This is a genomic window from Paenimyroides tangerinum, from assembly GCF_003865405.1.
In the GTDB taxonomy this organism is placed as follows: domain Bacteria; phylum Bacteroidota; class Bacteroidia; order Flavobacteriales; family Flavobacteriaceae; genus Flavobacterium; species Flavobacterium tangerinum.
Window position 1 is genome coordinate 54,707 of the sequence record NZ_RQVQ01000017.1, and the last position, 19,965, is coordinate 74,671.

At 29.7% G+C, this 19,965-nt stretch carries 19 protein-coding genes; 6 read left to right on the forward strand and 13 right to left on the reverse strand.

The annotated features are described in order from the left end of the window. Window positions 1-77: 77 nt before the first annotated feature. From EG240_RS09060 to EG240_RS09105, 10 genes are read right to left on the reverse strand one after another with little or no spacing between them, the layout of a single operon-like run. Window positions 78-1,418, reverse strand: coding sequence for an exopolysaccharide biosynthesis polyprenyl glycosylphosphotransferase (locus EG240_RS09060; RefSeq protein WP_125019075.1), 1,341 nt, complete (start codon window positions 1,416-1,418; stop codon window positions 78-80). After that, entirely contained in the window at window positions 1,419-2,402 is a 984-nt protein-coding gene (locus EG240_RS09065) for a UDP-glucuronic acid decarboxylase family protein (RefSeq protein WP_125019076.1), read from the reverse strand. 51 nt (window positions 2,403-2,453) lie between these two features. Then, window positions 2,454-3,554, reverse strand: coding sequence for a glycosyltransferase (locus EG240_RS09070; protein ID WP_125019077.1), 1,101 nt, complete (start codon window positions 3,552-3,554; stop codon window positions 2,454-2,456). A 53-nt stretch (window positions 3,555-3,607) separates the two neighbouring features. Continuing rightward, complete coding sequence (locus EG240_RS09075) at window positions 3,608-4,897, reverse strand: O-antigen ligase family protein (RefSeq protein ID WP_125019078.1); 1,290 nt, start codon at window positions 4,895-4,897, stop codon at window positions 3,608-3,610. Next, the gene (locus EG240_RS09080; protein WP_125019079.1) at window positions 4,869-5,918 is read right to left on the reverse strand and encodes a hypothetical protein; all 1,050 of its coding nucleotides are present in this window, start codon (window positions 5,916-5,918) and stop codon (window positions 4,869-4,871) included. Before EG240_RS09080 ends, EG240_RS09075 begins: the two co-directional genes overlap by 29 nt. Before the next feature lie 24 nt (window positions 5,919-5,942). Beyond that, complete coding sequence (locus tag EG240_RS09085; protein ID WP_125019080.1) at window positions 5,943-7,232, reverse strand: MATE family efflux transporter; 1,290 nt, start codon at window positions 7,230-7,232, stop codon at window positions 5,943-5,945. Window positions 7,233-7,249: 17 nt separating this feature from the next. After that, entirely contained in the window at window positions 7,250-8,173 is a 924-nt protein-coding gene (locus tag EG240_RS09090; protein WP_125019081.1) for a hypothetical protein, read from the reverse strand. Between the two features lie 6 nt (window positions 8,174-8,179). Then, entirely contained in the window at window positions 8,180-9,865 is a 1,686-nt protein-coding gene (locus EG240_RS09095) for a DUF6909 family protein (RefSeq protein WP_125019082.1), read from the reverse strand. A 17-nt stretch (window positions 9,866-9,882) separates the two neighbouring features. After that, the gene (locus EG240_RS09100; protein ID WP_125019083.1) at window positions 9,883-10,758 is read right to left on the reverse strand and encodes a carboxypeptidase-like regulatory domain-containing protein; all 876 of its coding nucleotides are present in this window, start codon (window positions 10,756-10,758) and stop codon (window positions 9,883-9,885) included. A gap of 8 nt (window positions 10,759-10,766) precedes the next feature. After that, entirely contained in the window at window positions 10,767-12,245 is a 1,479-nt protein-coding gene (locus EG240_RS09105) for a GH3 family domain-containing protein (RefSeq protein ID WP_125019084.1), read from the reverse strand. Between the two features lie 259 nt (window positions 12,246-12,504). Between EG240_RS09105 and EG240_RS09110 the strand changes: the two genes are divergently transcribed. Continuing rightward, complete coding sequence (locus tag EG240_RS09110; protein ID WP_125019085.1) at window positions 12,505-12,714, forward strand: twin-arginine translocase TatA/TatE family subunit; 210 nt, start codon at window positions 12,505-12,507, stop codon at window positions 12,712-12,714. A 6-nt stretch (window positions 12,715-12,720) separates the two neighbouring features. Beyond that, a complete protein-coding gene (locus EG240_RS09115; protein WP_125019086.1) occupies window positions 12,721-12,915 on the forward strand; it encodes a twin-arginine translocase TatA/TatE family subunit in 195 nt (64 codons plus the stop codon). A 10-nt stretch (window positions 12,916-12,925) separates the two neighbouring features. On the opposite strand, the gene EG240_RS09120 is transcribed toward EG240_RS09115, so the two are convergent. Further along, window positions 12,926-13,660: a lysophospholipid acyltransferase family protein gene (locus EG240_RS09120; RefSeq protein WP_125019087.1), complete on the reverse strand. Its 735-nt coding sequence runs from the start codon at window positions 13,658-13,660 to the stop codon at window positions 12,926-12,928. Between the two features lie 114 nt (window positions 13,661-13,774). Between EG240_RS09120 and trpS the strand changes: the two genes are divergently transcribed. Further along, the gene (gene trpS, locus EG240_RS09125; RefSeq protein WP_125019088.1) at window positions 13,775-14,743 is read left to right on the forward strand and encodes a tryptophan--tRNA ligase; all 969 of its coding nucleotides are present in this window, start codon (window positions 13,775-13,777) and stop codon (window positions 14,741-14,743) included. 25 nt (window positions 14,744-14,768) lie between these two features. Here trpS and dprA read toward each other — a convergent pair whose 3' ends face one another. Then, on the reverse strand, window positions 14,769-15,887 hold the full coding sequence (dprA, locus tag EG240_RS09130; protein WP_125019089.1) for a DNA-processing protein DprA: 1,119 nt from the start codon (window positions 15,885-15,887) through the stop codon (window positions 14,769-14,771). A gap of 167 nt (window positions 15,888-16,054) precedes the next feature. On the opposite strand from dprA, the gene EG240_RS09135 reads away from it, so the two are divergent. The 3 genes from EG240_RS09135 to EG240_RS09145 all read left to right on the forward strand — a co-directional run bounded on the left by EG240_RS09135 (window position 16,055) and on the right by EG240_RS09145 (window position 18,490). Continuing rightward, window positions 16,055-16,996, forward strand: coding sequence for an HU domain-containing protein (locus EG240_RS09135; protein WP_125019090.1), 942 nt, complete (start codon window positions 16,055-16,057; stop codon window positions 16,994-16,996). A gap of 70 nt (window positions 16,997-17,066) precedes the next feature. Beyond that, entirely contained in the window at window positions 17,067-17,576 is a 510-nt protein-coding gene (locus tag EG240_RS09140; RefSeq protein ID WP_125019091.1) for an acyl-CoA thioesterase, read from the forward strand. A 122-nt stretch (window positions 17,577-17,698) separates the two neighbouring features. Next, window positions 17,699-18,490 carry a S1/P1 nuclease gene (locus EG240_RS09145; RefSeq protein WP_125019092.1) on the forward strand — a complete coding sequence of 264 codons (792 nt, stop codon included), beginning with the start codon at window positions 17,699-17,701 and terminating at the stop codon, window positions 18,488-18,490. A 32-nt stretch (window positions 18,491-18,522) separates the two neighbouring features. On the opposite strand, the gene EG240_RS09150 is transcribed toward EG240_RS09145, so the two are convergent. Further along, complete coding sequence (locus EG240_RS09150; RefSeq protein ID WP_125019093.1) at window positions 18,523-19,818, reverse strand: hypothetical protein; 1,296 nt, start codon at window positions 19,816-19,818, stop codon at window positions 18,523-18,525. Window positions 19,819-19,965 lie beyond the last annotated feature (147 nt).

Here is a 19,965-nt window from a genome sequence, read left to right on the forward strand (position 1 = left end):
GTCGTTTAATAATTTAGGTCAAAAATACTCCTTTCTAATCAATATTAAAAACAAAAAAAGAAGAACATTGTTCTTCTTTAGTATGCTTTTTTATCACCTAAAACTGCATTTTTAACTGTCAAATAAACAATTTTTAAATCAAGTAGTAAGGTCCAATTTTCAAGATAAAATATATCATATTTAACTCGATTGATAATATCTCTTCGATTCTCAATTTCTCCACGACAACCATGCGTTTGAGCCATTCCAGTAATTCCAGGTTTAATGTAATGGCGTAATCTAAATTTAGTTACAACACGCTCATATTGATTGGTCATTGAAACCATATGAGGTCGTGGTCCACAAACAGACATATCACCTAAAAACACATTAAAAAACTGAGGCATTTCGTCTAAACTCGATTTTCTCAGAAACTTACCAATTTTAGTTATTCTCTTATCGTTTTTTGTGGCTTGAATAGTATGCGCTTCATTATTAACATACATAGAACGAAACTTGAAACAATTAAATTCATTATAATATAAACCATTCCTAATCTGATTAAAAAATATTGGCCCTTTTGACTCCAACTTAATAAGTAATCCGATTAACGGAACTAACCATGACAAAACAAAAACAATAACTAAAGAAGATACAATCAAATCAAAAGTTCGTTTAATAAATTTATTAAATGGCTTTTGTAGTGGGAATTTTCGAGATGGAATAATTGGAATAAATCCATAATAATGAACATTAACAGCATTTGATAACATTTCCGTTTTGGTTGGAATGTATTTTAATGTTTTAAAATTATTATCTGCAAAATTGATGTATTTATTTAACTCTGAATTCGTTGTGTCTTCCAAAGAAAAATAAATTTCATCAATATTATTTTCAGAACAATATGTAATTACATCTCTTACATTATCGTTATTCTTAAAATGATTGACCAAAGAATAACCATAATCTGTTTCTTTAATAAAAAAATTAGCTAATTGATTTGACAAAACATCTTTCCCTATAACAACAACTCGTCGATGATTTCCTTTGTAATATTTTCTAAATAATTTTAAAGCATTAAAAATCGTATATTTTACAAATACAATAATTACAAAAGAAGAAATTAAGTATTTGACTAATTCGATATTTGAAAAACTCTTAGAAACAAATCCAACGTAAGCGAAAGAGAAAACTGCAAATAATCCAAATTGCTTTAAAGATTTATCAGCAATCTGTATTAATTTGGTAAATCGATATACTTCATAAAAAGAAGTAATAAACGAACAAACAATCCAAAAAAGTGAGATTACTAAAAATTCTGAAACAGTTAATAAATGAGAATCAAAGAAAAAATAAAACAATAAATTTACTACACTAACATCAAAGAGAATGGTTAGTGGACGAATGTATTTTGAATATCTACCGATGTATTTTTTCACTTATTTAATATAATTAGAAAAATCTTTATGTTCTTCCTTTTTTAATTCTTCAGGAGAAAGTGTTTTAAAATAATTATAGGTTATCTGCATTCCTTCGGTTCTACCAACTTTTGGTTCCCACCCAAGAATATCTTTAGCTTTTGTGATATCTGGTTGTCTTTGCAAAGGATCGTTTATAGGTAACGGATGATATACAATTTTATTATTTGTTTCAGTCAATTTTAAAATTTCTTGTGCGAATTCATTTATTGTGATTTCATCTGGATTTCCAATATTTACGGGTAAATGATAATCAGAAAACAACAATCTATAAATACCTTCAACTTGATCATCGATATAACAAAAAGAACGCGTTTGATTTCCGTCACCAAAAATGGTTAAATCTTCACCTCGTAAAGCTTGTCCCATAAAAGCAGGAATTACACGTCCATCATTTAATCGCATTCGTGGTCCATAAGTATTAAATATACGAACAATTCGAGTTTCTAAACCATGAAACGTATGATAAGCCATTGTTAAAGATTCTTGAAAACGTTTAGCTTCATCATAAACACCACGAGGACCAATTGCATTTACGTTACCGTAATATTCTTCGGTTTGTGGATGAACTAACGGATCGCCATAGACTTCTGACGTCGAAGCAATTAAAATGCGAGCATTTTTAGCACGAGCTAAACCTAATAAATTATGTGTTCCTAATGAACCAACTTTTAAAGTTTGAATTGGAATCTTTAAATAATCAATCGGACTTGCTGGTGAAGCAAAATGTAAAATATAATCTAAATCACCCGCAATGTGAATGAAATTAGTAATATCGTGATGATGGAATTCAAAGTTTTCTAAATGAAAAAGATGCTGAATATTTTTTAAATCTCCAGTAATCAAATTGTCCATTCCAATTACGTGAAATCCTTCAGTATTAAATCTATCACATAAATGCGAACCTAGAAAACCTGCCGCTCCTGTTATTAATATACGTTTCATCACTTAAATTTATAATCGTAAAATTAAGGCTTTAGATTCGTATATAAAAGTTTAATTGTGAATGTTAAAATAATCTTTTTCACAATTATGAACAAAGTTCTGCATTTCATTCGAAAAGCGTTCTTCTGAAAAAGTTTGTGCATGAAGATGTATTTTTGTTGCATCCCAATCACTTTTCTCAAAAGATTCAATTGCATTAAGTAAAGATTCTTTCGTTTGCTTTTCGAAAAAAAATCCAGTTGAGCCATCCAAAACAGTTTCTAGAATTCCTCCAGCTTTAAAAGCAATTACTGGAGTTCCACAAGATTGAGCTTCGATTGGAGCTATTCCAAAATCTTCGACTCCAATATGTATAAATGCTTTTGCTCTTGATATGTATTTACGAACTGTAGAAGAATCAACAAAACCTTTGAATTCAATATTTTCTGTTGCGTTTTCTTTAAGTTTACTTAATTCAGGTCCATCACCTAAAACTATTAATTTTTTATCAGAATTTTTAAAAGCTTCCACAATTAAGTCAAAACGTTTATAGGCTACAATTCGACCAACTGCGACATAGTAATTTTCTTTTTGAGTTTCTAACGGAAAATCATCCAAGGCAACTGGTGGATAAATAACAATAGAATCACGATTGTATTTCTCTTTAACCCATTGTTGTACAAACTTGGAATTACTGATAATAAAATCAGGTTTTTGAGCTTGTTTAAAATCGAGTTTTTGAAGATAATTGATTAATGGTTTGACCAAAAACAAAAACTTTCCGAAATAAAGAGGCGCATCATCCCAAATATATTTAAAATTACGAGCTTGAAAATAACTGATATGCAGTTGATTTTTAGAAGATTTTGAAATTCCTTTTGCAACAGCGTGTGAAGAAGAAATTATCGTTTTGGCAGAGGAATCAATTTTAATTTTTGAAATAAAATAATGAAAAGTAAAAAAGAACAATCTGAAAAATCTCCCGAAAATTTGTAAAAAAGTTGTTGTTATAAGAATAGATTTTCCTTGAGTAATTTTATTTAAATCACTCGGCTTCATCACATTTGTTAAACCATAAATTTGAGTAAATCTAAAAGTTTTTTCCAAACTTGCAATAACGCGTTCGGCACCTCCAAACTTATCCAACCAATCAACTACTAAAACTCTTTTCAACAGAATCTATTTTTTAAAAATTATAAAAAAGTCGTAAATCTGACTATAAAACATTAATCAAGTAATTCGGATTTTATGGAATTTTTATTACGAAGATAAAAAGCAGTTCCCAAACAAATCCAAATTCCAAAAAACACAATTCCATCAAAACGAATCAGAAAATCATCAAATAAATTTGAAATAAAAAAGATGATTCCAAAACAAAACAAAATTACATTTTTACTTTTAAACCCAATTACAATCGGAACTAACATATAAACAATTCCCATAATTGCACCTAGAAAACCAAATTTTACAAAAAAATCTAAGATTTGATTGTGAACGGGAAAAGCATATTTCGTCAAAAACTGTTGATTGGTTCGTTGAAAATAATCAACAACTTCTCTTTTTCCATCAGCAGAACCGTATCCAATTAATGGTTGTTCTAAAGCTAATTCGTAGGAAGATTTCCAAATAGAAAGTCGAGTTACAAAAGCATTAAAAACAACAACTTCGGGATTTGGAATTTCGTCCAATTTTCCAACCTTGTCCATATATGCAAAAGTAACGGATGAATATTTTTCTTTCATATAAGGATTTGATTCAAAACTGATGAATAAAATTCCAGATATAATAGCAACAAAACCTATTGATAACTTAACAATTTTTGAAGTTTTGAATTGTTTAATAAAATATTGCAAAGAAACAATCAGTGAGCATAAAATAGCAACTGCTAAAGAAATACGAGTATTTAAAACCAATAACGAAAATAAACTAACAAAGAGTAAAAATATATTAATCAACAAATTTTTAAAAGTCCTTTTTCTCAATAGAAAATACACATTTGTTATCACCAAAAAAGCTACATGCATATTAATTGCCGGTGCATGATTACCAAAACTTTCAGCAAATTTATATCCCATTTCAGCTAAATGAATACCATTTATATATTTATGTACTAAATCGTAATCAAAAACTAGAAAACGCAGTAATAAAATCACCCAAATAAAAGTGAACAAATAACGATACTGATTAAGAATCTTAAAGAAGGATAATTGTTGATAGTTTCCTAAAATAAAAAAGGAGAACACAAATAGCGATGCGTATTTCTCTAAAGATTTAAATCCAAGCGTTACACTGGAATTATTCCAAAAGAAAAGAATTTCAAAAATCAAAGGTAAGCTTAACAAACAAACATATTTCCAAACGTTATTAGGCCATTTTAGGTATTTGAAATGTACTAAATTATAAATCGTAAAAAGTATAATCAATAAGGTACAAACCGGACGAAAAACGATTGTACTTGCAATTAAAACAATAAAAACTGAAATTATTTTATTGTAATTTTCTTTTGAATTCATCATAATAGAACAAGAAATATATCAATGGTAATATACCGATTTTGTGTCGAACAGCAGAACCTAAATCTGGTTCAAAAATAGCCTGAATTACTAAGTAACTTAAAAAGAAAAGCATTAACCAAAATTCCTTTTTTCGTTCGGTATAATCCTTTAGTAAATAACCAAATCGAACAACTATAATCCAAGTTAATAACAATTGCCAAACCACGAAAGCAACAACTTGAGGTTTATAAAAAAACTTTAATGCGTTTATTGGAAAATTTACAGATATAAAACCGTAAACGGTTGCAAAAGCTTCTCCGAAAATATTAGTTGGAGCAATTGGAGAAACAAGCATTGTATCGGCATTTTCTTTATTCATTCGTTCAAGATTGATCGTTTCTCTGGTCATAGCAGAAAAAAATTCGCCTTTAACCAAACTGTAAGAAAACGATAAAAGAACAATGACAGCGATTCCGGCTACAATACCAAATATCCATCTATTTTTAAAACGAATTCTTGTTATTAAAAATATACCAATAGAAATAATTGGAACAAAAGTAAAATAAGGTCTGAAAACAGCTCCGAAAATAAAAAACATTATAAAACTAATCAACAAACAAATTCCTAATGAAAGCACTTTTTGCTGAAAAAGCAATACTATTATACCGATAAAAATAAAAGTAAAAAATTCTTTAGATGGTTGGCCAATAAAAATAGCCATCATTACAAAACAAAGGTAAATTAGAATATTTTTAATGGTAAAGATTTGAAATCGTTCTGGTATACCAACAAGCCGAAGAATAAAATACAAAATCGGTAATTGAATCAGTGCAACAATACTAAACGGAAGTTTTCCTAACTTGGTTAAATGGTAAAACATCATTGAAATTGGATAGCTTCCAATCCAACCTTTTTCATCCCACGGATCTTTTACAATCAAAATTGCATCTAGAAAGAAACGTTCTGGCAAAACAAAAGGCAACACTAAGCTGAGAACAACTGAGAAAATCACTAAAACATAAAACTGTAATTTATTCATCATACCAAAGATTACTCAATTGAAAAGCTATATTGTTTTCAAAATTTTGAATTTAACATAAAAAAAGGCAACTATATTCCAAAAAAACAAACTTGCTACGAAACTGCTTGCTGCGCCAATCATACCATATTTAGGAATCAAAAACAGATTTAAAATTAAATTTAAAACCGTTGCTGCAACTAATATATTTTTATAAATATGTTGTTTATCAGCCATATTTAGCAAAGCTGCATTAGATCCAAAAAATGATGTTGCCATTTGACCTAATACTAAAATTACCATTGGATAATAGGCGTTGGTATAATTTTCGCCAAATAAACTCAAAATTTGAAATCCAAATACAATTAAAACTATTCCAAAAAACGAATTAACACAAACAATAACTTTTCTACTCTTTTTAAGAACTTCGTTTAAATTAAAAAAATCCTTATTGGTAAAAAACTCAGCTAATTTTGGTGAAACATTAGTATTTATTGCAACAATAACCATTGTAAGTACTGTCAATAACTTAACGGCTGTAGCGTAATAAGCAACTTGTTCGTTTGAAAAATATTTTTTTAATAAAAAAACATCTATACTTAACATCAGAAAAAAACAAGTTGCGCTTATCGCCATTGGATACGAAACTTTAATGATTTCTTTTGATGTTACAATGCTTCTTTCGACTTTCACAGCCTTAAAAGATTTAAAGACCATAAAAGAAGTAAGTAAACTCAAAATTATAAATCCATAAATATAAAAATCTACTAACCAATTTGGGTCACCTACATACAACAATAAAAAAGCTCCAACTAAAACAGGAAGATACTTTAAAATATTCCTGAAAATTTCTGCCCAATAAATATAATCTAAAGCGCGTAAAACCTCGGTATTAAATAAGGTTAAAATGAAAAAAAATAAAATAAAGAAACTTTTTTTAATGTTTTGATAAGCTACAAAATCATTATTAAGAAAAGAAAGTAGAATTTCTTTGGGAATAATCAGATAAACAATAGTAGAAAAAAATACGGTTATAACAAGTATTCGCAGCATTTTAAAGTACACTTGTTTTAAACCAGTTACATCGCCTGTTGCTTGATATTTCCCAGCATAATATAATACAGATTGTTCTGTACCTAATAGTGCAATACTTCCAATTACAAGTAAAAATACGCGTACAGATTCGTATTCGCCAACAATCGATGGTGAATAAAAATTTGTGATGAAAACAGTAAATCCAAATAAAATTAAAACTCCAAATCCTCTCAATAAAATAGTAATTAAACTATGTTTAAGAAGAGAATTTGAATTTATTTTTTCAATAAAACTTTTAATCATTTTATAAAATCAAAAGTTTAGTTTCTTGACAGATAAGCTTTCTTAGTATTTTTAAACCATGAAACCATCCAAGAAACTATAAAGAATATGAATAAAAACAAGAATGGAATCTTAACAATGTAACCAAAGAGATTTGCAGAAATGTTATTTTGAATCACAGTTGGAAAAATAGCTACACTTTGTTCAGCCAACTCAGTCTCTAACTTATTCAACTGTTTCAAAAGCAACGACTTAGTCTTTGTCAATTCATTCATCTGGTTGTATGTCGTAATATCTACAGAAGCAGAAGATTTATCTTTTGTAATACTTTCGAAAACAGAATTTATATTTTGTACTGATTTTTTAAACTCTTCAATCTTAACCAAATTGTTTTTGTATTCAATTTTCTGTTTATTTACAAAATACGGTGTATTATTTATTTTCGCTAAAAATTCGCTTACAACTTTACCTGTTTCATCCTTACCATTTGTATAAATTGTTAATAGATGATATCGATAAAAAAAGATATTACTACTACCTTTTTCGTATTCAGCAATTTTCAATCCAGATTCGCTTAAAAAAGTTACAGCTCTTAAATGATCTTCATTGTCAGAAATTAGTTGAAAAATATCATTTACAGGAACGATGGTAACTTTAGTTATTTTTGAATCTTTTGATTTATTATTACTAATAAAATTATATAAATATTCAGCCGAGTCAAAATTAACAGCAACAATAGTTTCGTGCTTATATTGTTGCGGTAAATTTTTATCCATAAAATATCCCAAAACACCACCAACGGCGATTATCGCAAGGATATAAACTATCTTATTTAAACAAAATTGAATGAATTTAAATATTCCAAAACGTATTGATTGGAAAAAACCTTTAATTTTTCTAAATAAAAACACCAAATCAATTTCTTGATTGTTTGTGTTTTCTTTTGGTGGTGTGTTGTTCATATTTTATTAAATATTAAAAATCTGTTCTAAAATTTTAATTGTAATCAAATAAGTTGGTTTTACTCCGGTTGAACCTAATCCTCCAGAAGCTAAAGTACTTCCAGTTTCTAACGGATTATCAGAAGCATAATACGCGTAACGAACTTTTACATCTGGATTGATACTTTTTCTGATTTTTGATGCCGATTGAATTGCTTTTTGATAATGTGAGCCTTCCATTTCAAGACCAATTGCTTTCCAAGTTGAATCGTGGAAAAATTGTAACAAATCCTTATTTTGCAAAGAAGTTCCTAAAACAGAAATCATTGTTCCAGAGAAAACAGGAATTCCATTTCCTTCAAACATTTCTGCTGTTAATTCATTTTCGAACGCATAATTATCTCCTGTTCCCTCGTTAACGTGAGCAAACGGAATCATAATATCTCCTTTTCCTCCTGTTAAAATTCCAGCTTTACCCATTATCGAAACCGATTCAAAGTTCAAATATATATCTTTTTTGAATGGTTTTAACAATTCGTCAATAGTTTCATAAGCTTGTTCTCCAAAAGCATAATCCATTACAATAATTACAGGCTTTTCTGCATCATTTTGTGGTAATTTTGCATTTGAAAACAAGGTGTTTTTGAAATCGATTTTAGCTGTATCAAAAATTTGAACATCGATGTTTGTCCCAGAAGTATCAGGCAAAAATAACATTCCTTCTTTTGCAGCACGGTCAGAAACTAAAGCACGTAAATTTCCGTTTCCAGATTTACTTAATTCTTCATAAACTTGAATATCTTCTTTTGCTTTTAATTTCGTTTTTAAAACGTTTGTTGCAAAAATAGAATTCATCACGCTGTGCATATTTGCACTGATAATATGCAATGGACGCTCTAGTAAATCCAAACGTTCTAATTCGTTTTTGATATTATCTGCCCAGATTTCTCCGTAAATGTGATGTCCTAAACGTTCGCGTAAAATGGGACTAAACGTAATGGTACGTTTTTCGTTTTTCACCGTTTCTTGAATGGCTAATTTTCCTAACCAATAAATCACGTGAATAAATCGATCTGGATTATCAGTTGTTGCAAATTGTGAATATATCGAATTGATTTCAGCGAAACTTCTTCCTAAAACATTTGAAGCGTGTGAAATTGCTAATTCTCTTTCTTCCAAAGTTAAAGGTTCGTTCTTTTGTACCGCTTGTTCAATCTTAATCCAATCACGTGAAATAATTTCTTCTTCATCACCTAAAACACGGTCTTTGATTTTATGAGATTCAATAAAAATAAAAGTCAAATGGGTTAAAACATCATAAATATCTGAACGACCACGAGTGATTTCAATATTCATTTGCTCATCGTCAATTCGGTAACAATTTCTTCTTCTTTTTGGAGGAACGATTGCCGAAAAATGCGATTGTGAATAACCTTCATCTGAAGTTAAATTGATAAAACGACATTCTTCAATACCGATTGGTAATCGTTCAATAACATATAAAAGTCCATTTAGTTCAACCTTTTCTTCTGCGATTGAACCGTAAATTTCCGGACGTAGTAATAATAAAGCTTCTCTTAAAGTTTCTCCAGAAACACCCATTGGTTTATAAAATCCGCGATTAAATAAATGGCGCATAGTTATATACATTCTTTCAACAGCTGCTGAAGATTCTTGTGCTCTGGTTCTTGTAGTATTTTTAATCTCTTTCATTCTCTTTTCGTTTAATATTAATTAGTAAGAATTAAATTAATTGCTGGCTCAATAATTGGCTTCGCTTCATCTAATTCAGATTTTTTTATAAAAGTATCATTTCTTTTCCATTCTCCAGCCATATAGCGATAAGCGTTACTTTCTTCAACCTTATTACATACTAAATCAGGAGCATATCTGTAATCTGCAATAGCTTCATCGCCTTTATAAAACGCAGTTAGTTTTATTCGATTATTTTCGGTTAATAACCATTCAATGCCAACAAAAACGCCTTCTTCAGGAATTTGAATTTTATAATCTAAAAGATTAATTGTGTTTTTTCGATTATCTCGAACAGCTTGAACAATAATCGGTTCAATTAGTAAATCATCTCCCGGAGTTCCATCGCTATTCGATTTAAAAACTCTCAATTTAAAAGTTGCATTAGCAACATTACTCCGAACAAAAACTTCAACTTTATTAATAAAGCGAATACTTTTATCAGGATTTTCATTTTTAAAATATTTCACATAAATCCAAGGAAGATTGGCAGGCGAAAAAAACAAATTCTGTCTGATTGCTTTTCCAATAGTATGTGAACGTTTTTTTTCTGGTAAAACAGAAGAATCGATAATTTGCTTTTTTATCGATTTCAATTTTATGATTTGGTCGTCTTTTACTTGTAATTCTCTAGTTTCAAAACCAGCCAAACTAATCACAAGTGTATCTTTATCAGTAGCTTTCTCAACGAAAAATTTCCCTTCCTGATTGGTTGTTGCTCCAGCAGAAAAATCTTTATTCCAAATATTTACAAATTCAAGTGGTTTATTATTATCATCAACTACAACCCCATTAATCTGACTAAAAATCAGATTTGGAAGAAATAGCAAAAAAATAATAAATCTTTTCATCATATAAATTTTTATAAACAATCGGTAATTTTCCTATCGTTTGATAATCGTGGCAATTTATTTTGCCCGCCTAATTTTCCAATTGATTTCATATAATTCTGAAAACCATTCACAGGTACTTGAGTGATTTTTAAAGTTCTTAATACATTTCCAACAATCAAATCATCGTAATACACATTTTGATTTCTCATTGAATTATCAATCTTCAAAGCAAATGCATCCAAATCTGAAGGTAATTTTTCAAATTCAACAAACCATTCGTGATATGGCAAACCATCAATCGGATTGATTTGAGGTGCAACTGTAAATTCATTTACAATTGCATCACTTGTTGCTAAAGCTTCCTGCAACGCAGTTTCAACTTCTTTACCAATTACGTGTTCACCAAAAGCAGAAATGTAATGCTTAATACGACCAGTAACCATAATTCGGTACGGTTTCAAAGAAGTAAACGCAATTGTGTCGCCAATATTGTATCCCCAAAGTCCAGCATTTGTAGAAAGAATCAAAACATAATTGATGTTCAATTCAACTTCACCAATCGTATAACGTTTTGGATTTTCAGTAAAGAATTCGTCTGCTTTTATGAATTCATAGAAAATTCCAGAATTTAAAAGTAGTAACATTCCTTTTTCTTTTTGAGAATCTTGATAGGCAAAGAAACCTTCAGAAGCAGGAAACAACTCAATAGAATCCACACGTCTTCCAATCATTTGTTCAAATTTCTGACGGTAAGGCTCGTAATTTACACCTCCGTAAATAAACAAATTGAAGTTTTTGAACAAATCTCCAACGGGTTTATTTGACTTTTCAATCAACTTTTCAAAATACATCTGAACCCAAGATGGAATTCCAGAAATCACAGTCATATTTTGATTGTATGTTTCTTTGACAACTGCATCTACTTTAGTTTCCCAATCTTCGATACAATTGGTTTCCCAACTTGGTAAACGGTTTTTTTGTAAATACGAAGGAACATAATGCGCCGCAATTCCAGATAATCTACCAAGTTTAATTCCGTTTTTCTCTTCAAGAATTGGACTTCCTTGTAAGAAAATCATCTTTCCGTCAACGAAATCTGCATTTCCGGTTTCATTAATATAATAAAGAATGGCATTTTTAGCACCTTCAATATGAGAAGGCATCGATTCTTTAGTAATTGGAATATATTTAGCACCTGAAGTTGTACCCGAAGTTTTTGCAAAATAGATTGGTTTTCCCGGCCATAAAACATTTTCTTCTCCTTGAACAACTCTATCAACATATTTACGCAAACCTTCATAATCATTGATAGGGACATTTTTTACAAAATCGGTATGATTTTGAATCTTATCAAAATTATGGTCTTTACCAAAAGCTGTATTTTTAGCATTAGAGATTAATTCTTTAAATATTTTCTCTTGGGTTTCAATCGGATTATCGACCCATTTTTTATTTTTTGAAACTACAGTTTTAGCGTAAATTTTAGCAAAAAACGATTTAATAGACATATTGAAGTTTTATTTTTTATTACCAAAAAAACAAATTGGTTTTTATTATACGCATCAAAAGTTCAAAAGTTACAAAACCAAAAAAACATTTAACACTTTATAATAAACCAAACAATTAATTAATAGATAAATTAATTTTCTAAAATTACAAATAAATAAAAACAGAATCGTAAGCTTATGTTAAATTTATAATCCGCTTATAAACATTTCAAAACAAATTGTTTTATCTTTGTCAAGAAATATTTTAAATCTTTTTACTATGAATGCATTAGTAACATATTTAGGGATGGTTAGTCCATGGCAAATTGCCTTGATTCTGGCTGTAGTTTTATTATTATTTGGTGGAAAGAAAATCCCTGAATTAATGAAAGGTTTAGGTTCTGGAATCAAAGAATTTAAAGATGCAACAAAAGAAGAAAACGCTAAACAAGAGAATTCTTCAAACACTGATTCTGAAACCAAAAAATAAAAAAAAATGGGAGGTCTTAGTCCAACAGAAATTATATTAATCATCGCAGCAATTTTATTATTATTCGGTGGTAAAAAAATTCCAGAACTAATGAAGGGAATTGGCTCAGGAATTAAGGAATTTAAGAATGCAACTAAAGAAGAAAATTCAAATACTGCTTCTAAAAATACATCAGATACAAAAGATAAAAGCGAACAGTAGTTCGCTTTTTTTATTTCAACAAAGGTTCTAAAACAATATTTCTTACTTTTTCTTTCAAAGCCGGTTTATCATCTTGCGTTAACCCTTTCGTTGTTATAAATTTATGAACGTAAACCGGAATCAATCCAGGTTTTCCTGCGAAGAATCTAAAAGGAAAATGTTTTTTCAAACCAACAAAAGTGATCGGAACAATCGGAATCTGAAATTCGATTGCCAATCGAAATGCTCCATCCTTAAACGAATCCAAAACAATCGATTCATCATCAGGAACTCCGCCTTCAGGAAAAATACAAACACTCAATCCTTGATTTAATTTTTCTTGTGCTCGAAGAATCGTTTCGTGACGACTTTTCACACTTGAACGATCAACTAAAATACAAGCTTTTTTATAAAAATATCCGAAAATTGGCATTTTAGCCAACTCTTTCTTTCCAACAAAAACAAACGGATTTTTCTTAACCATAATCAACATCAACATAATATCCATCATTGATGTGTGATTCGCAACTAACATATAACTTTCATTTTTATCAAATGTTTGAACACTTTTCACAACTTTACGAAATCCGATTCCATAAAAAATAATAATTGCCCAAGCTCGAGCTAAAACAAAAAAGAATTTATACCAACGATTATTCGATAATGAAACAATTAATAAGGGCGAAAATAAAAGTATTACAATTAAAACCAGTAAATAAAACCATAATTTCCAGAAAAACCAGAACAGGTATTTGACAATTTTCATAGATTGGGTTGATTTTGATTCGACTAAAATAAGAATTAAAAAATAAATATCCATTCAAAAAGCTCGAACTGTAATAAAAAAAGTAAATTTGTATTATTAAATGAAATATTAAAAATGGCAAAAATTTTAACTGGAGTTCAAAGTACTGGAACACCACACTTAGGAAATCTTTTGGGTGCTATTTTACCAGCAGTAAAAATGGCAAATTTACCTGAAAATGACTCGTTTCTTTTCATTGCCGATTTACATTCGGCTACACAAATTAAAGATGCGAAAACATTAAAAGAAAATACATTAAGTGTTGCAGCAGCTTGGCTTGCTTGTGGGTTAGATATTAATCACGTTACCTTCTACAAACAATCTGATGTACCACAAACAACAGAACTTTCTTGGTATTTGAGCTGTTTTTTTCCGTTTCAACGTTTAACTTTAGCACATTCATTCAAAGATAAAGCAGACCGTTTAGCAGATGTTAACGCAGGATTATTTACTTATCCGATGTTGATGGCTGCAGATATTTTATTGTATGATGCACAAATTGTTCCAGTTGGAAAAGACCAATTACAACATTTAGAAATTACTCGTGATGTGGCTTCGAGATTCAATCATCAAATGGGAGAAACGTTTGTTTTACCAGATGCTAAAATCGAAGAAAATGTAATGATTATTCCAGGAACAGATGGAGCCAAAATGAGTAAATCTGCAAACAATTTCATCAATATTTTCCTAGATGACAAAGCTTTAAGAAAACAAATTATGGGAATTGTTACAGACGCAACTCCACTTGAGGAACCTAAAAATCCAGAAACCTGTAATGTATTTACTTTATATAAATTAATTGCAACTCCTGAACAATTAGAAATTATGCAAGCTAATTATTTAGGCGGAAATTATGGATATGGTCACGCTAAACAAGCTTTATTCGAATTGATTTGTGATTATTTCAAAGACATTCGTGAAAAATATAATTTCTACATCAACAACACAGAAGAAGTTGAACGTTTATTAAAAATTGGCGCAGACAAAGCAGCAGTTGTAGCCAACGCAACTTTAAAGAGAGTTAGAGAAAAAATGGGATATTAAATTAAAGTCGGACTTAGGTTCGACTTTATTTTTTTAAATCGTATAACTTTCCTGGCAACGGAACAATCAAATTTCGAAGTTCTAAATTCAACAAAACAACACTTAACTTATACACAGGAATATCAGTTTGCAAAGCAATAATATCTAAAATTTCAGAACCGTTTTCATTTAAATAAAAAACTACTTTCAATTCATCTGAAGTTAAATCACTTGGGATTTCATAAGATTTGGATTCACTTTTCGTTTTATTCGTAATATCCCAATTTAAATAATATACCAAATCCTCAACTGAAGTTAACAAATTAGCTTGATTGGTTTTAATTAAATGATTACATCCTAAACTAAACGAATCCGAAATCCGCCCTGGCAAAGCAAAAACATCACGGTTATAATCGTTAGCAAATTTTGCAGTTGATAACGAACCTCCTTTCAAAGCACTTTCAATTACAATAGTTGCTTTTGATAAACCAGCAACAATCCGATTTCTCTTAATGAAATTTTCTTTACTAGCTTTATCACTTATTGAAAATTCAGTTATAAAACCTCCATTTTCCATAACAAGATTATTATATTTCTTATGAACTTTAGGATATGTGGTTTCTAAACTCTGACCAAGAACAGCAACGGTTTGTAAATCATTCTCCAGAGCAGCTAAATGCGCACAAATATCAGCACCATAAGCATAACCACTCACAATTAAAGGATTGTATTTTTTTAAATCTTGAATTAATTCTTTCACAAAACCAGAACCATAAGATGTTATATTTCTCGTACCTACAATACTGATGATTCGATCGTTTTCAAAATCAATATTTCCTTTTGAAAACAGTATAAAAGGTGCATCATAACATTGCTTTAAGTTCATTGGATAATTATCATCCAAAACAGAAAGAACATCAATTTTATTATCTCTAATAAAACGGATTTCATTTTCAATAATTTTATTTTTTTTGAACATTTTAATTTTTTCAAAAACTCCATTTGGAACACCTTCGCAAGCGAAAGAATCAATCGGTTTATTTTCGAACAATTCCTTTAAATTCGGATACTTCAAAGCGATTTTGCGAGCAAATACCGGTCCAACACCATCAACTTTTGAGAGAGCTAAATAGTAAAATAAAACATCATCCGAAAAAAAATCCATATACAAACAATTAAAAATCAGTATTATATTTTAAATATATAAAAAAAATACGTAAGTTTATTCCATATTAAACCACTTATTAACAACAGTGTGGAATTAATTAAAAATTGTTGATAACATTTGTGAATAATTTTTTGTTTCCCATATTGTTTCTATATTTTTGTAGTATGATGATAGAAAAACACATATCGGCTTTATTGTATCGTTATCAGTGCGTTATCGTTCCTGGTTTCGGCGCTTTTTTAACTGAAACTTCTTCAGCTCGCTTTAATGAACTTACTGGAACTTTTTCACCTCCAAAGAAAATGATTTCTTTTAATTCTCAATTAAAGAATAATGATGGATTATTAGGTAATCATATTGCCTTAGAAGAAAACCTATCTTATAACGAAGCATTAACTTCAATAAAAGATGGAATTTCTAAATGGTTTGAAGTTTTAGATCAGAACAAAACTCTATATCTTAAAAATATTGGAGAAATTCAACTTAATGAAGAACGTAAACTAATTTTCGAACCAATAGGTTCAACGAATTACCTAACTTCTTCTTTTGGTTTAAGCTCAATTTTGGTTGCAAATATCGAACGTTCGAAATCAGAAAAATCTCAACCTGTAGTTATTCCAATTCAAAGAGCTAAAAAAGGTACGAATTACTTAAAATACGCTGCGATTTTGGTGGTAGGACTTGGTTTATTTAGTTCAATTATGAACTATCAAAACAACCTAGAAATCAATACTCAAAAATCTAAGATTGAAAAACAGGTTCAACAAGAAGTTCAAAATAAAATTCAACAAGCAACTTTCTTCATAGAAACTCCTAAAACCATCAATGATGTATCTAAAATTGTTGATGAGAAAATTGTTAACGCAAAAGAAGAGCTTCGTTATCATATTGTTGCAGGATCATTTAGAACAGAAGCAAAAGCTCAAATTTTAGTAGATCAATTAAAAGAAAAAGGTTACAAAAATTCAAAATATCTAGTAAAATCAAAACATGGGATGAGACCTGTGATTTACAACAGTTACAAAACAAAAGAAGAAGCACAAGTAGAATTAAAACAAATTCACAACAACGTGAATAAAGACGCTTGGGTCTTCATTGAAGAATAAATAATAAAGAGCTTTAATCAGCTCTTTTTTTATGAAATAGATTCATATATTTGCATAAATAACAACAAAAATGCAAGCAAAAACTCCTTCCGATTCAATAACCATTTTAACAGATATGGTATTACCTGGCGAAACTAATCCTTTAAACAACTTATTTGGCGGCGAACTTTTAGCACGTATGGATAGAGCCGCAAGCATTGCCGCCAGAAGACATTCAAGAAGAATTTGCGTTACAGCATCTGTAAATAACGTTGCATTTAACAAATCAATACCTTTAGGAAGTGTAGTAACTATTGAAGCTAAAGTTTCAAGAACATTCAGAACTTCGTTAGAAATTTTCATTGATGTTTGGATTGAAGACCGCGAATCTGGAGAAAAAATAAAAGCCAACGAAGCAATTTATACGTTTGTAGCAGTTGACGAAACTGGAAGACCTGTAGAAGTTCCTGTAATAATACCTGAAACAGAGTTAGAAAAATCGCGTTATGACGCAGCACTTCGTAGAAAACAATTAAGCTTGGTATTAGCAGGAAAGCTAGCACCGTCTGAAGCTACAGAATTAAAAGCACTTTTTATATAAAAAAACAAAATCGGAATTTCATTAACGAAATTCCGATTTTTATTTACATAAAAAACCTAAAGTGACTAAATTTCAAAATTATAAGATAGTAAGTCATTAATTTTGACAAAATTTTAATCGTAATGAAAACTTATAAAAATCAGATTGTAATTGGTATCTTTTTATTGATTACACAATTAAGCTTTGCTTGGGGAACGAATGGTCACAGAATCATTGCAGAAATTGCAGAACGTAACCTTACAGACAAAGCAAAAGAAAACATTGAAAAAATCTATGGTAAACAAAAACTAGCTTATTGGGCTAATTGGCCAGATTTCATAAAATCTAACCCAGATTTTGACTATGCTTCTTCTTGGCATTATGTCAATATTCCTGGTAATTTAAATTACGATTCGTATTTAAAAACCATGAATGAAACATCTGAAGACAATATGTATAAAAGAGGTTTGATTTTAATCGACGAATTAAAAAATGACAAAAAACTAACAGATCTTGAAAAGCAACAAAAACTATCGTTTTTAATTCACATTATAGGCGACTCTCATCAACCAATGCATGTTGGAAGAGCAGAAGATCTAGGTGGTAACAAAATCACTGTAGAATGGTTCGGAAAACGCACAAATATCCATTCTGTTTGGGATTCTAGTTTGGTTGATTTTGAAAAATATAGTTATACTGAGTATTGCGATGTTTTAGATATAAAATCAAAAGAAGAAAATAAAAAATTAATCGAAAAAGAATATATCGATTGGGTTTTTGAAACTTATCAATTATCGAATAACATTTATAATGAAGTTCAACTTAACGACAAATTAGGTTATAAATACCATTATTTAAACAAAGAAAATGTAGAAAATCAACTATTAAAAGGAGGTTTGAGATTAGCAAAAGTTTTAAACGAAATATACGGATAAAAAAAATCAGGCAATTGCCTGATTTTTTTTATTTATCTTCCAATACTTCTTCCAGAAGAACTTCCACTGCTACGAGAAGATGACGGAGCACTCATACTTCTAGAAGGTGCAGGTGCTGAAGATCTATTAAAAGACCCTGAGTTTGAACTTCTGTTAAAAGAACCTGAATTTGAACTTCTAGTATTTGAACTTGAATTAAAATTATTATTCGAATTCGATCTTGTTGATCTTTCTATTCTAGTATTAGATTGATTAAAATTTGTACTAGAACCTACATTTGAACTTGATCTAGTTGTTGACGTTGTTGGAATACTAACTCTTGTTTGACCAGAATTCACATTTGTTCTTGTTGCATTAAAATCACTACGTACTCTAGTTCCGGTTGAACGAACAGATGAAGAAGTACCATTTACAGTAGCTCTATCAACATTAGTTGCAGTTCTTGATGTTTCTGAAACTCCAGTTCTACCAACAGTTGATGATGTTCTGTCTGTAGAGATATTTGATCTACCTGAAGAAACTCCACCTCTATCACCACTAAAAGTTGCTGTTCTAGTTGCTGTTCTTTCTTTATCAAATGCATAACGATTAGTTACACTATTATTTCTACCCTCAAATGATCTACCTGGATTTTGACGTTCCAAAGAATTTCCTCTAACATTTGAATACATTCTATCTGCTCTAGAAACACGTCTAGTATCTGTATAAACGTATCTATTGTTTTGATTTATATAATTATAACAGTTTCTATTATATCTAAAGTAAGGAACTGGAGCCCAATAAGAATAATAAGTTGGATAATAACCCCAATACCAAGGAGAATAATATGGTCTATAAGTAGGCATCCAAAAGAAATCAAAAAACACTGGAGTTCTATAGTAATATGGTTCATAAATATAATTTGGCCCATATATATAAGGATTCCCTACAATTTGAATATTTACATTTGGTGAAGATGAAGATGCTGTTGCACGTTGTCTTTCCAATTCAATCGTTGCAACATCCTGAAACTGATCTTGACCTAAAACAGCCTGAATTACAATCACACGAGCATCACCTTCAGCAACTTCAAGAACTCTTAAATAATCAACATATCCATCTTGATTAAGGTCTAAATTTGATATTTGCATCGAAGGATCATTCAACTTTTTTTCAAAATCTTCTAAATCCTTTGAGTCACCAAAAATAGATGCTACAGCTTGCAAATCTAAATTATCAGAAATATCACGGCTTTTCGCAACAACATTTCCATTTGTATTTTTTTGCGCAGATACTACGTTCACGAGCATCAAAGCAAAAAACATCAGAATTAATTTATACGCTTTCATATCTTTATATTGTTTTATCTATTATTGTTGATAGTCATGATTCAAGTATCGTGCCACAAATTAAACTTTATTTGTTAATATACAAAAAAAAGCTCAACAAAAAAATTCTGTTGAGCTTTCTCCAAATTAAATATAAATCTATGCTAT